Genomic DNA, 14,825 nt, shown 5'->3' on the forward strand with positions numbered 1-14,825 from the left:
CGACCTGAGTAAATGGCTACCAGAACACCCAGGCGGGGGATCCCTAGTGTTGGTTATGTGTGGTGTTGATGGGGCAGCTGCATTAAGGGACCAGCATAAATCCGAGCAAGATAACGCATTGTCAATGTACTACATCGGTGATTTAAAGTAACCCAAAAAAAACTTTTACCAGATGACGGAAGTATTGACACGATTGATTTTATCAACTTATGAAAAGGCCGACCGTCCTATTCGTAATGGCGCTGTTGTTTTCATCCGTTTTCTCAATAACGCCAAGTAGTGGAGCTGTTCCTGGAAGCAAGTGCAATAAAGTTGGAACCACGAAAATTGTTGACTAATTCTCAATTTCAGCTAAGTGTCTTCAATAACAATGCTTGACCTATGTGTGGGAGCAGGGACTTCCCGTCCTTGCCTTGGTAAATCTCCCAAGATTTGAACTCTTGAGTCATTTCGGTTTCCTTTATGTGAGGCTTGAGTGAGGTTCACTCAGTTGTTTGGTAAGAGTAGCTCTTGTTGATGAATTGTGTGGGTTCGCTATCAAAGCAAACTGCGGAAGGGGTAACACAAATTCGCCTTAGACCCAATCCACTATTATTGAGTATTGTATCCAGCAGGCGGGATTCTTCTCAGTAAAAAGGAAGGACGAAAGATTGTCACCAATGCTTTCATGAAAGCGGTTTAATCAGTCAAGGAAGGAATTTTATGTGGGAAAAATTCTCAAAGCAGAAGAGTGACATTCCCTCACACATTAATCTTTTTGATTCTAAACTTGTCTTAGAACCCTTAACTGTCATATTTGATCCATCTCTCGAATCCAGTAATTCCCCCCCTCTCGACTTCCTCCGCGAGCTCACAAATATTGAGAATATCAATACATACTCATATCGAGATGTCCATGGATCCTTGATAGGGGATGAATTGAAAGCCGGTGAGTACTGTGTAAACTTTGGCGATTTGGACGAGTCTGATAACTTGCAAGTGTTCCAAAGAAAAATCGATTCAACCCATAATTCTGGAATTTGGGGTTATTCAAATTATGTAAAGATCTGCAAAGATTGGCAAGACGCCACTGCGATTCGAGAGCCCGCGTCAGATACTTCTTTATTGGCATACTTGGGAAGCGCTTCTCTACATCACAACATATTCGTTACTCGGGATTCATTTTTACTTGCACACCAAAATCTTCGTGCAACCTTTATATTGAATGAATTAGAGGCACTCGGGTTCCTAGGTCTCTATATGAGGCTTCAAGACCGAATAGTTTACTTCGCGAATGGAAGAGCGACGTTAGAGGCGGATCGTGCTTGGTCGGAATTCCTTGAGGTTCGATACTTGATGGACAGGGTGGTTTCTTTTTCAATTTACGGCAATTCAAGTGGCGATTGGCAAGAACTGCTGAAGGGCGCGCTACAGCGTGCAGAGCAACTTTTACGAATTCGGGACGATTTGGCAATTTATCAAATGAATAAAGATAACTCGCTTGGCATGGTGCCTGTAACTTCATTTGAGACGTTTGCCTTGTTTGGAGTTGGTCTTTTTGACTGCATTGCAAAGGCCATTAACTCCGCCCTATCTTTTGAAGTTTCTGACTTTAACTGTAAATTCCAAAATTCAATATTTGAGAGAAAATTAGAAAGCAATTCTGTAGACGCGTACAATTACTATCAGAATAGTGGCATGAAAGAACTTCTCAGTTTGCTTAGAGAATTCAGGAATACAGTGCACGAGCAACCTTCGGGTTTCACAAAAATTGCGAATGCGCGAGAGGACTATTTGATTCGATTGTCTCATAACGCGTCAGCTTCCTTTATCAAACATCAAAGCGCACTCGGACTAATGGGTTGCCTTGGATTTCTGGATCCTGAATCGAATGCTCATGTGAAATCACTTGCAATTGTCGAGATTCTTCTGCCTGCCATCTTTCTAAAGTCAAACGAGTTAGTCGATCTCATTCAATGGCCACAAAATAATCCGCCGCCTCCCTTGTTAAGCGCGAATCCATCGGATTGGAATTCGGAGTTCAACGCAATTCGCAATCACTCTTTATATGGAATAGGTATTTGAAGTTGTCACAACGTCATTAATGACGAAGGGCATTTATTGGATTTAATAGCAAATTTGTGGGAGAAGGGATTTCCCATCTTTGACTTCGTGGCGTACTAACTAATATTTTTTGGCGTAATTTCGAATTGCTTTTATGATCGTTCAAGCCTAAAAAAACTTTCGTCCAAACCCAGAAAGCTCTCAATTTCGGCAAAGCCGAAAGCCCCACTTTGCAGGTTACTTGCCGTAGGTTTGGCAAATACAAAGGAGAATAAACATGGGGCGTAGGACAAGACTGCGAGGCAATCCAACATTGGCGAAAGACCATGCCGCTGGTGCCACGGTTATTTATACTCAGAACCTTGTGCATGATCCGTGGGGTGGGATCGCCTATCACTGGCCGTTCTTTTGGGATTTTGAGAAACACCTCACTAACGTTGCCGCAGACGAGTTGAAGCAGTTACAACAGGAGGTTTTTGACATCCCTCTAGGCACTTCCAATACAAGAACGATCACAAACCTTGATCTACTAGTGCGAATCTACGGCGCTGGCGCGGACATGGTCTCGCACGCAGTCAGATCAGTGCAGTACCTGGCACAGTCGATGGAGAGTTGGAAGGATGCCAACTACGAATCAGAAGTTGCGACCGAGAGATTGAGGAAGGCAACGGAACTAATCGGGCTCAACAATCATCAAAGTGATGCCGGCTACCAGGGGCTTACCGAGATGTTGAGAGTGCGCAATGCTATTGAGCACCCAAAGGGTTCGACGATCTATCAGGGGGACCCTGGCCGATGGGATGAAGTCCCGCTGGCATGGATGATCTCTGATCGTGGATTGAAAGCGTACGAGCGGTACTCGTCGTGGTTTGTCCTTTTAGCAGCGGATTGGAGCGGGTACTGCGAAGCGCATCCAATGTCCCTAAACCTTGACGGGTTAGTACGCGGTGTTGAATCAATAGTCTCTTCAAAGAAGCCAACAAAGAAGTAATCGTCTAATACATTCTGGGGCTGTGCGAGAATTACTGGAGCATCCATCTTTCACGCCGCAGAGACCAAAGGACTCAGTAGAGATAACGTGATAGTGCCAATAAAGGGGCTAGTTGAATTCCACGAAATACCTAGTGGAATTTGTGTGGTTCCCAAATCAAAATGTAATAGAAGGGATTATTAGGACGGTGCTGATACATTCTTTCCGTGAATCAACCCTTAGGTGAAGTTTTTGGACTTATGGCGGAAGATACATCTCCGAAAGCGAAGCTGGAAAGAGAAAGTAATAATTGTCCGTTTTCTTCAAATCTTTGCACAAAAGATAAAGCAAATGATCCCCTAGGAGTGTGTTCCGTCCGGGATGTCAATCAAAATCTAGTCATCACATGTCCAGTTAGATTCAAAGAGGATATGATAATCGCGGAAGAGGTATCGGAGTTCTTTTTCCCTGGCAATGATAATTGGGCGCTAATACCGGAAGTAAGACTCGACGATATTCATGGGAAAAGCGCCGGAAATATTGACCTCGTTATTGCGCTTCTCGATGAGGATAGGAAGATTATTGATTTCGGCTCGGTAGAAATCCAAGCTGTTTACATATCCGGCAATGTTAGAGAACCCTTCAAAGCATTTATGAAAAACCCAGAACTCTTTATGGAGCAACCCTGGAAAGGAAATTACTATCCAAGGCCAGATTTTTTATCCTCCTCTCGAAAGAGACTCATTCCGCAAGTTGCGTATAAAGGCGGGATCTTGCAAAGTTGGGGAAAGAAGCAGGCAATTGTCATAGACAAGCCATTTTTCGAAACTATTCCCACATTTCCCACGTGCTTAAAGGAGGAAGCAGATTTAGCATGGTTTATCTATGAACTGCATCCAAATGGAGAAAATAAATTCAATCTTAAGCTATCCAAAACAATTTATTGCAAATTTCTTGACATGATAGACATTATTAATACTCCACAGCCTGCCCTGCTGGAAGATTTCATGACGTACCTGGATGGTAAGTTGAGGAGATTATGAAACCCTCAGCGATTCAACTCGAGTTACTAACAGAAGAAAGTTCCAAGCCCGTAAACGTATCCTCGGTTCCTCAAAGATCGCCTTTTAGATACCCTGGCGGTAAAACATGGCTAATTCCGACAGCCCGTAAGTGGCTTGCATATCAAAAGCCAAAAATTCTTATAGAACCTTTTGCTGGTGGAGGAAGTATTTCATTGTTGGCAGCTTCAGAGGGGTTTGCGGATTCTATTGTCATGGCGGAGTTAGACCCGGAGGTAGCAGCAGTTTGGCATACCATTTTGTCATCTGACTCGGAATGGTTAGCGACATCAATTCTTGATTTTGAGCTTACATCGCAAAATTTGGTTGATGAACTTTCGGTGACTCCAAGGAGCACTAAGCGCCGAGCGCTGCAAACTATACTAAGAAATCGAACCTCCCACGGCGGAATCATGGCTCCTGGTTCAGGAGTAATGAAGAACGGCGAAAACGGAAAAGGGATTACTTCACGGTGGTATCCTCAAACGCTCTCGGCTCGCATACGTGCTATATCAGAGTTTGCACACAAAATCACTTTTGTTGAATGTGACGGGATTGAATTGATATCGAAATATGATTCATCAAATTCTTGTGTATTCATTGATCCGCCGTACACTGCAGGTGGAACAAAAGCTGGAAAGCGCCTGTATAAATTCTCGCAATTAGATCATGACGAATTGTTCAAAATTTCATCCAACCTGCTCGGTGACCCTTTGCTTACTTACAATGATGCTTCGGAGTTACATGATTTGGCATTAAAAAATAATTTTGTATGTAAGAAGGTGTCAATGCAAAACACCCATTTAAATGAGAAGTTCGAACTCCTCATCGCACGCGATTTCCCGTGGATACCATAAAGGATAAAGGAGTTTGAAGTTCGAACAGGGATAACTTCAGGTGAAGATGAGTAATGCCTCTTAACTTTTGATGGCCCCTTTAGCCAAATCCTTGCTATTCGGTATACGGATGATTTTGGAAGAACTTTTATTTTGCCCTTGAATAGCACTTGAGGTGGATTTCTTAGTCAATCACGTTTCTTGGATACAAAATCGAAAATGTCTGCTCGGCATACAGAGAGCACCCCTAGCGCAATCTAGGTGCTTGACATATCTATCGCGAATTCCATCGTGGGAGAAAAGCGGGGTGTTCTTGCTCAAATGGGTTAATCTCTCTTCCATGGCACAAGATCCTTCCAAAGCAGCTAAGGCCCGCGCAGTAGTGGCATCCCTATTGATTGTCGAAGCGGTATTGATTGCCGCTGTAGGTGTGTGGCTAATCGTTCTAACAATCAAGGCCGATAGTTTTGAACTTTCACCTCTTTTGGGTGAACTACTTTTTATCGTTCTCGGAAGTGCCGGCTTAGCGGCATCAGCAGCTGGATATCGCCGAGGGAAGTACTTCGGTCGAGCCCCAGCCGTACTTGCTAATTTGATCGCGCTCGGGGTGGTCTCTTATCAGGTGCAAGCAGGGCTCTGGTTTGTCGCAATTCCTTTGGCCGCACTTGCACTGGCCACAGTGGTGGCAGCTCTTCGGGCAATTCCTGAGTAATTTGTATTGTAGGTTTTTAATCACCTTAGGGAGATCAAAACTATTTCGCACTTCAGTAAAATAGTTCAGTCTGCAATTATAAATCAATTACTACTGCAATGGGAACTAATTGTCCCTTCACTGCAATACTCTTGTTGGAAGGGGGTTTAAATGTCGGAGACAGCGCTATTGCGGAAACCTTGGACTGGGTTAAATGGTGCGAACTTAGCTGCAACTGCAGCCGCATTGCAACTTGTCCCCGAAAATATGGGTTTCTTGATTCGCCTACAACGACTTGCATTGATTGGAGTTTCATTGCCAAATAGTGGGCACACTCAAGCAGTCAGCCCAAGTAAGTTGCGGAGTTTGCTAAATCACTCATTAGTCAATGGATTTGAAATTCGAGAATTAGAAGATCCCTACTCAGATCTTTATTCTGTCGAGATTCCAACTACCCTCGGTCCACGCAGAGTGATTCAAGGACTCACGGAAAAATCTGGTCATACTGCAAAACTATTATCGAAAGCAATATTCAGTAAAACAGGTAACAAACTAAGTGACGAATATCGTTCCGCAGCTCATCTTTTAGAGATGATCCTATTGGGACTCAGCGACAAAGTCTGCATACGTAGCGGTATTAAACGGGGACTTGCCCCGCTTGATTCACACTCCAATACAGTGCAAGTACCAGAGCAAGATTCATTAGCGAAATTGAAGGCTGCTGTTACGTTTAGTTTAGGAGAGTTGAGCGAACTCTTTCCGAGCACAGGTATTCCAGTAGTACGTAGGCTTTCGGTTATAGAGGGTGGTCATCCACTGGTCTTAAATATGTCAATTGATTATCAACTTATTTTGAGGCCGTTTCTGTTTACAGGTGATGGAATTATCATCACGAATCCAGGTGAACTTGCCGCTTCACTACGTCATCATTACATTGTTGAATCGGTTAAGCAAGGTTGTGGCGAATTGTTGGCAACAACTTTTAGAGAACAAGTCTTGAACGAGGCAAGCTCTCTAATTTACTTGCTAGGTGGACGCGAAATCGGTGTTAATGAAGAATTCAGTGATCCTCTTGTTAGTCGACGAAAATTTATTTTGATTGACGATAAAGTTATTGATCTGTTTGTTGTCACAGATGACTTTTCAAATTACTCGAGTGACAATCCATTTGGAGCCTGGAAAATAGAAGATCTCGGGAGAAGAGTTCAGAATGTGATTGATCCTCAAGGTGAAATTAACGTTGCTAATACAAATACGCTTCGACTTGTTGTATTTGAAGGGATTGGAAGAGATGTTTCCATTGGTTTTGAATCTATGAAGAACCCTGGACCAGTTATGGTTTTATCTCTAGACGAATTGCAAGTAATGATTGAACTTGAAGGCTCAGACCCATTATTTCTCTGGCGATTTGCAGAGGCGGATTCGAAATTGGATGAGGAAACAAATGTGTTGTCTTGGTCGAAGTTAGATAGATTTGCGTGCTATAGACAAAATGCCAATAGTTACTATTTAAGTGATGAAAAGAAACCGAGTGGTATGACTATTGCCGTTGGTTATGGCTTGCCGCTTAGAGTAGAAGCCCATAAGCGCTACGATCATCATTTAGTTCAAAGTCCAAATGGAAAATCATTTGTCATGGTTCATGCGTTGTACGGTGTTGATATCGCACCCATCTACACTACCCAAATAGTAGGAGACCGCGATCTATTTTTGGTGGAAGGTCTGGATTGGAACATTTGGGTTGGTGCCTCCAATAAAATTGACCCCGCACTTTTGGAAATTACTCGGAATCTTCTTGAAGCCTATGTTTTTTGGATGTGGCAAATAGCCATCAGATCGCCTGAACTAATTACTAAGGTGGTAAGTGCAACTGGGCATCTTGACATTGACATTTCGCTTTCAAAGCCAGATGAATGGAAAAATGCCCTAAATGGTGTTTTCGAGAAGAATCAAGAAAGTGAATGGGTCACTTTACGAAAATTGGAACCAGGGCATCTTTGGATTGATGTTTCATCTGTTGGACTTATTGAAATGGGGTCTGAAGAAAATGATGCGGATAGAAGCATACTCTCGCACCTTCTAAACTCACTTAATATTCTTTCAAAAAACACGACTGAAAATTCGGCTTCTCTTTTAGAGGAGTTAGCACCAATTGGAAATAAGAGAATACTTCGACTGTCATCTTTCAATGAAGTCTTACTGCGAGCTGGTCAATTACCTTCACCACGTTTTATCCAGAACGCTGTTACAGCAGTTGTTTTAGATGACTTGGGCGACTGGTTGCTAAGTGAGGATATTCAGATAGGTCCAATACAGAGCAGTGAGAGAACAGCAATCTTGAATAGAGTTGTTTCACACACATTCGATTTATTGAAGGATGCCATATCGGGATTATCGCCAGAAGGGTTGATTCAATATTTAATGATTAAGGACGAAGCGCTGATTCGGAATGAAGCATTTCGCTTACTAATCATGTCCTCTCGAGTAGCCTGCTTTGGTGGTACTAGCCAGTTGGTCGAAAGACTCACCAGAGAACATCTGAATCACGTCGAAGCTGTTGTAGCGAATCGATTTTTAATTGAGTATGTGTCAGCGACACAACCCAGCGGCGTTCACCCAATTACTTTGGAAAAATATGATTACTTACTTGCGCTTTCGGCGGAAATCGTGCAGCGAGGGACGCATTCGGACGCGCTCAAATACGGACTTTCAGAAAGTGAACTGTCAATACTTCCCTCTGGGAGGTTGGGTACATCTCGAAACGAAAGATACCAACTAGGAACGAAAGCCCTACTTTTTTCTTACGCTACATCGCAGGAGAAAATCATTCTTGGGAAAGAATCGCGACTAGAGAAACAATCGATGAACGTTATTTCTGAATCTACAATTGATAGTGCAATGCTGTCGGAGTTTGGTTTTACTTTTATGGAATTTGCCCAAGCAATCGGAGAAATGATTTCACTAGGTGATACGAATGGCCTAAAAGAGCCATATGAAGCATCGCTAACTGAAGTCAAAGCACATCTTTCAAATTCACTGGGCTGGTCCCAAACCAAGATTGAGGCTTTTTTGGAACACTTAACACTCGGACCTCGATTAAATTTCCTGTCACCGAAACCTGATGATTACCCCTGGCGATACAATCGTGAATGGTCTTATATTCGAAGACCTATTATAATTTCTAACGGCAAAAACGGAGAGACGATTTTAGTGTGGGGTCCGCGCCGTCTTTGGACAGTGGGAAGATATTGGATTGAACTAGTTTATTCAGCGAGACACAGAGCTCGTTCGGATCCCATGAAAGCTTTGCTCGGAAAAATTAAGCAACAACGGAACCGAGAATTTGAAGTTATTGTTGGAGAAGCTCTCACGTCGACAGGTTTTTTCTTGACCAAGATTAGGGTTTCGAAAATAGCAGGAAAGCCGATGGTGTCGAACAAAGGAGAGGATCTCGGCGACATTGATGTTTTGGGAATTCAACCATCCAAAAAATTGATTTTGGTGGTAGAAACTAAAGATTTTGAAATGGCTCGAACTCCAATGGAGTTAGTAAATGAAGCATTGAAAATATTTAGCGACAAGCACAGCGCGGTTGAGAGACTTGCTCATCGCGTTAACTGGATAATGGAAAATCTTAAATCCTTCTTGGCTCATTATAATATTACCGAGGATATGAACGACTGGGTTGTACTTCCGGTTGTAGTTACAAGTATGAGCCTGCTAACTCCACTTGTTCTTACATCCGATGTAAAAGTTTTACCTGTAGAAGATTTCGCTAATTGGATTAATTTGGAAATTCTTGGGCACTAAAGGTTTCAACATTTTAATGTGTCAGAATATTTGACTTACAGACAATTGCTTAATATTTCTTTGTACTTCAAGAGTGCCAGACACCTGAGCTATGCGTAACCTGCCATCTTTCTCTATCGGAGTTTATACCTGGACTTTTTGAAATTGTGTAGTAAGTATAATTACCCTCTAAAGTCAATATCTCCTGCGAGGTTGTATTATATAGAAGCCAGTTTATAATAGGATTTCTTCATTGATTTGTGTTTCTGTCAGACTCTCAGCTGCTGTGTTAGTCAACCTCATTGCTTTAAGTGTTTTCGCTTATCAGATCGATGCCAGTCTCAGAATATTCGCAATTTCGTTGATCACTCTTCCCACTGCTAAATTTGCAATGGCACTTCGCTCCACTCCCGAGTAAATAATCTCTCTCAGGAATTAGCCGAAATCGCGCTTATTTACGTTATTACGTGTCGTAAGTACCAATTTCTGATTTAGAATTGGGCCGTACTGCCGATAGGCTTGCCCCCGTTCTACGCAGAAGGGGTTCGCCAGTGTCGGCACAGGATTTTGGGGCAAATGATTGGCTCGTCGATGAAATGTACGAGCAGTATGTGGCCGACCCAACATCTGTTGACCCGAAGTGGGTTGAGTACTTTAAGGCAAATAAACCCGGCAGCGCTCCGGTTTCAAACGCCCCATCATCAAATCAACCCTCTCCAGCACTCTCAAAACCAGTTCCCCCAATTCCTAAGTCAGCGCAGATTCCCGTGCAGCAGATTCCAGTTCAACAACCAATTATTAGAGATACTGCTTCGCCACAACCAACTCCGGCAGATCCAGTTGTTAAAACAGCTCCGGTATTAGCCACGCCAAGTGCTTCAACACTTGTGCCTATTCGCGGAGTATCGGCACGTGTTGTTCAAAGTATGGAAGCTTCACTTACAGTCCCAACTGCCACATCGGTTCGTGCAATTGCCGCTAAGTTAATGATTGATAACCGAATTGTGATCAATAACCACCTTAAGCGGGCACGCGGTGGAAAAACATCTTTTACTCACATAATCGCATACGCAATGATTAAGGCAGTTCACGCGATGCCCGAGATGAATGCTTTCTTTGGCGAGATAGATGGAAAGCCGGCCGTTGGCCATCCCGAACATATCAACTTAGGTATTGCTATCGATTTAGCAAAAGCCGATGGATCACGCCAATTATTAGTGCCATCGGTTAAGGGATGCGAGGCCATGGATTTTGCCCAGTTCTGGCGTGCATATGAGAGCGTCATTAAAAAGGCACGTGGAGGAACATTAACCGTTGAAGACTTTGCCGGGACTACCGTATCGATAACAAATCCCGGAACTCTCGGCACAGTGCACTCTGTACCACGTTTAGTGCAAGGGCAGGGATTAATTCTTGGGGTAGGAGCACTTGATTATCCCGCTGAGTTCCATGGAACTAGCGATGAAATGCTTGCCCGAATGGCTATCAGCAAAGTTGTAACTCTAACGAGTACGTACGATCACAGAGTTATCCAAGGTGCACAATCCGGTGACTTCCTGCGAAGAATGAATGAGCTTTTATTAGGTGCAGATGGTTTCTACGATGAAATCTTTGCATCACTTCGAATCCCATATGAGCCAATTCGATGGGCAAAGGATTTTGAATTTAGTAAAGATGAACAGATTAACAAGACTGCGCGAATTCAGCAGTTGATTCATGCCTACCGTACTTTTGGTCATTTAATGGCCGATGTTGACCCGTTGGAATATAAGCAACGCTCACACCCTGATTTAGATGTTGTTACACATGGTTTAACGCTGTGGGATCTTGACCGTGAATTTGCAACTGGTGGCTTTGGCGGAAAAACCTTTATGTCACTTCGCAAGATTCTAGGCTTATTGCGAGACTCTTACTGTCGAACTGTCGGCGTCGAGTATATGTATATTGAAAATCGCGAAGAGCGACAGTGGATTCAAATGCATGTAGAAGTTGGTGCGCAAAGATTTGCACCAGAGGAGCATCTCCGAATTCTTCATAAACTCAATGGTGCGGAAGCCTTTGAAACTTTCTTGCAGACTAAGTTTGTTGGGCAAAAACGTTTCTCACTAGAAGGTGGCGAATCAGTCATTCCATTGCTAGATGCTGTTCTCTCTAGCGCTGCCGATCAAGGATTAGATGAGGTATGCATTGGAATGCCGCACCGCGGGCGCCTCAATGTCTTAGCTAATATCGCGGGAAAATCACACGGACAGATATTTCAAGAGTTTCAGGGACACTATGCAGAGAACCAAGTACAAGGCTCTGGCGATGTTAAGTACCATTTAGGCACCGAAGGGGAATTTACTTCACACTCTGGCGCCACAACAAAGATTTATTTAGCAGCTAATCCATCTCATTTAGAGGCTGTGAATCCAGTTTTAGAGGGCATTGTTCGTGCAAAGCAAGATAAATTGAATATTAAAAACGCTTACTCAGTATTACCTGTTTTGCTTCATGGAGATGCATCGTTTGCGGGGCAAGGTGTGAACGCTGAAGTTTTGCAGATGTCACAGCTGGGCGGTTATCGCACTGGCGGAACAATTCATATCGTCGTTAATAACCAAGTGGGTTTCACTACGTCACCGATTGCATCGCGTACTGCTACGTACTCAACCGACTTCGCCAAGATTATCCAAGCCCCAGTGTTTCATGTGAATGGAGATGATCCTGAGGCCTGCGTTCGTATTGCGCGTTTAGCTTTTGAATACCGACAACAGTTTAATAAAGATGTAGTAATCGACATGGTTTGCTATCGTCGCCGCGGTCACAACGAAGGTGATGAGCCAAGTTTTACGCAGCCACTTATGTACAAGATGATCGATGCTAAACGTTCGACCCGAACTCTCTATATCGAAGCACTCATTGGCCGTGGGGATATCTCACTTGATGAGGCCGAAGAAGTCGCACGTGATTATCAGAGCCAGCTGGAAGCCGTGTATGCCGCCCTAAATAATCTGCAAACAGAATCTGATCCGAACTTTAAAGCACCTGTTGCACCCGATGCTCACGAAATTATTACTTCAATCAGCGAGGCCCTAGCCCGAGAAATTGCTGCAACGCAGTCGGCAGTTCCTGAAGGCTTCCATGTTCATCCAAAATTATTACCGCAATTAGCAAAGCGAATTGAGTCACTCAATGACTCCTCAATTGATTGGGCGACCGGAGAAATGCTTGCCTTCGGCTCTCTTCTCAAAGAAGATCGCCCAATACGCCTTGCAGGTCAAGATGCACGACGGGGAACATTTAGTAATCGCCACGCAGTTATTATCGATAGAGAAAACGGAAATGAATGGACTCCTCTTCGCGCACTCAATAGTGATGAGAACCATTTCTTTGTGATCGATTCACTGCTCAGCGAATATGCTGCGATGGGCTTTGAATATGGTTATAGCCTCGAGCGCGAGGATGCATTGGTGCTTTGGGAGGGTCAATTTGGTGATTTTGCTAACGGCGCTCAAACAATTATCGATGAGTTTATATCTTCAGCCTTACAGAAATGGGGCGAGCGTTCATCGCTAGTTTTATTACTGCCACATGGATATGAAGGCCAAGGTCCTGACCACTCATCGGCACGCATTGAGCGATATCTGCAACTGTGTGCCGAGCAAAATATGACCGTAGCCCAACCCTCTACACCGGCTTCCTACTTTCACTTATTACGCTGGCATGCCAAGAACCCAGCTCGTCGACCATTAATTATCTTCACACCGAAGTCAATGTTGCGACTTCGCGCCGCGGCGTCATCTCTATCTGATTTCACTAGCGGACATTTCAGACCGGTTATTTCAGATGATTCAGTAAACAATGCATCGCGACTTATATTTTGTTCAGGAAAGATTTATCACGACCTAGTCGCAGAACGCGCAAAAACAGGTGAAACATCAACTGCAATCGTTCGTTTGGAACTTCTATATCCACTTCCAATTGAAGAAATGCTTGCAGAAGCTAATAAACATCCCAATGCAAATTTACTTTGGGTGCAAGATGAGCCGGCCAACCAAGGCCCTTGGTCACATATTGCACTTCGAACATCTGAGCAACATGGAGGTCGCGGCTTTGGTTCTAGAATCTTGCGTCGTGTATCGCGCCGTGCAACTGCATCTCCTGCTACTGGAAATCACCACTTGCATGAGGATGAGCAAAAAGCCTTAATGCTCGAAGCTTTTACGCGTTAACTGGTGAAATAAGAGCCATCTGGTGAAATTGGTCTGAGCTTCTGATTAGCGGTGCTTATTCTTATAAATCCGAAATAAAACGCGCCCGACCACTTCATGCGGAGTTATCCAACCCCACGTGCGCGAATCGCTGCTTTCATCACTGTCGCCTTCGACCCAATAATTGCCAGCATGAGCTTTTTGAATTCGCTTTATAAGAAAAATACCGGGTCGTTCTTCACGTTCAATTACAGCGATGCTTCCTAAAGGCGCACGAAGAGGTGGCTCTGGCAGCCAGAGCACAAGTAAGTGGTCACCATTGTTATAGGTTGGTGCCATCGAGCTGCCTTCCACCCTGACCGTGCCAAATTTGCTCACGAGATGTAGTCTGTCATGTGTAAGGTTTACTCGCGATAATTCTTAAGGGAGAGATTCAATGTTTGCACCAAAGATAACCGTATACGCACACTGCGATCTTCCATGCGGTGTTTACGATCCAGCTCAAGCAAAAATTGAGGCCTTGTCCGTAAAAGCATGCATGGAAAAGTACGCAGCAAATACCGATGCCGACTTCCGTTCACGATCTGTAGCGATCAAAGAAGAGCGCTCTCATCAAGTCAAAGAACACCTATGGGTGTTGTGGACTGATTACTTCAAGGCACCTCACTTTGAGGCATACCCACAACTACATTCACTATTTAATGAGGCAACTAAACTTGCCGGTGCTGCAGGAACAAAGGGAACACAGGATGTTGCAGTGGCAGATAAATTAATTGCAAAGATCGATGAAATTGCCGAGATTTTCTGGGCTACTAAGAAGGCGTAGAAATCTAACTTAACTGATAAGTGATTGAGCGGCGGTGCGCGCGAGGAAAGATATTCGCTCGACCGTGGCTCTTTTTATAATTGCCGCAGCAACTTGTCGCTCACCCTCATAGAGCTCGCACTCAAAAGTTAACTCACGATTGTTAACTTCAATACAACGAGATGTGGCACGAAGCTCAGCACCAATTTCCGCTGGACTCAATGAGATGAGTTCAATACTGATTGCTATCGTTGTTTCACCTGGCTCTAAATATTCATCCAGTGAAATCACGATTGCGTGCTCCATGAGATTGATAAGATGTGACTGGGAAACTACCGGTATATCGCCAACTCCTAGCGCAACACATGTGTCACCTGGGCGAACTGCCATTACGGAAAAGCCCACAGCTCCAAGAATCTCCTCGGCCGGTTTCATCG

10 protein-coding genes are annotated in these 14,825 nt (G+C 43.9%); 8 read left to right on the forward strand and 2 right to left on the reverse strand.

Going from position 1 to position 14,825, the window contains the following annotated elements:
* The first annotated feature begins 1,200 nt into the window (after positions 1 to 1,200).
* The 7 genes from Q8K48_03605 to Q8K48_03635 all read left to right on the forward strand — a co-directional run bounded on the left by Q8K48_03605 (position 1,201) and on the right by Q8K48_03635 (position 13,604).
* A complete protein-coding gene (locus tag Q8K48_03605; protein MDP1851484.1) occupies positions 1,201 to 2,064 on the forward strand; it encodes a hypothetical protein in 864 nt (287 codons plus the stop codon).
* 256 nt (positions 2,065 to 2,320) lie between these two features.
* Positions 2,321 to 3,034 carry a hypothetical protein gene (locus Q8K48_03610; GenBank protein MDP1851485.1) on the forward strand — a complete coding sequence of 238 codons (714 nt, stop codon included), beginning with the start codon at positions 2,321 to 2,323 and terminating at the stop codon, positions 3,032 to 3,034.
* A 206-nt stretch (positions 3,035 to 3,240) separates the two neighbouring features.
* On the forward strand, positions 3,241 to 4,056 hold the full coding sequence (locus Q8K48_03615; protein MDP1851486.1) for a NotI family restriction endonuclease: 816 nt from the start codon (positions 3,241 to 3,243) through the stop codon (positions 4,054 to 4,056).
* On the forward strand, positions 4,053 to 4,931 hold the full coding sequence (locus Q8K48_03620; protein ID MDP1851487.1) for a DNA adenine methylase: 879 nt from the start codon (positions 4,053 to 4,055) through the stop codon (positions 4,929 to 4,931). The genes Q8K48_03615 and Q8K48_03620 overlap by 4 nt, the downstream gene beginning before the upstream one ends.
* 319 nt (positions 4,932 to 5,250) lie before the next feature.
* Entirely contained in the window at positions 5,251 to 5,622 is a 372-nt protein-coding gene (locus Q8K48_03625) for a hypothetical protein (GenBank protein MDP1851488.1), read from the forward strand.
* Positions 5,623 to 6,072: 450 nt separating this feature from the next.
* The gene (locus Q8K48_03630) at positions 6,073 to 9,411 is read left to right on the forward strand and encodes a hypothetical protein (GenBank protein MDP1851489.1); all 3,339 of its coding nucleotides are present in this window, start codon (positions 6,073 to 6,075) and stop codon (positions 9,409 to 9,411) included.
* Positions 9,412 to 9,941: 530 nt separating this feature from the next.
* Positions 9,942 to 13,604 (forward strand): multifunctional oxoglutarate decarboxylase/oxoglutarate dehydrogenase thiamine pyrophosphate-binding subunit/dihydrolipoyllysine-residue succinyltransferase subunit, encoded by a 3,663-nt coding sequence (locus tag Q8K48_03635; protein MDP1851490.1) that lies wholly within the window; start codon positions 9,942 to 9,944, stop codon positions 13,602 to 13,604.
* 45 nt (positions 13,605 to 13,649) lie between these two features.
* Here the strand turns inward: Q8K48_03635 and Q8K48_03640 are convergent, their stop codons facing one another.
* Complete coding sequence (locus Q8K48_03640) at positions 13,650 to 13,961, reverse strand: S26 family signal peptidase (GenBank protein ID MDP1851491.1); 312 nt, start codon at positions 13,959 to 13,961, stop codon at positions 13,650 to 13,652.
* Positions 13,962 to 14,019: 58 nt separating this feature from the next.
* Here Q8K48_03640 and sodN point away from each other — a divergent pair, with 58 nt between their 5' ends.
* Positions 14,020 to 14,409 (forward strand): superoxide dismutase, Ni, encoded by a 390-nt coding sequence (sodN, locus tag Q8K48_03645; protein MDP1851492.1) that lies wholly within the window; start codon positions 14,020 to 14,022, stop codon positions 14,407 to 14,409.
* A gap of 9 nt (positions 14,410 to 14,418) precedes the next feature.
* On the opposite strand, the gene Q8K48_03650 is transcribed toward sodN, so the two are convergent.
* On the reverse strand, positions 14,419 to 14,823 hold the full coding sequence (locus Q8K48_03650) for a hypothetical protein (protein ID MDP1851493.1): 405 nt from the start codon (positions 14,821 to 14,823) through the stop codon (positions 14,419 to 14,421).
* Between the last annotated feature and the right edge of the window lie 2 nt (positions 14,824 to 14,825).

Origin of the sequence: Candidatus Planktophila sp., from assembly GCA_030681675.1 — a bacterium.
In the GTDB taxonomy this organism is placed as follows: Bacteria; Actinomycetota; Actinomycetes; order Nanopelagicales; family Nanopelagicaceae; genus Planktophila.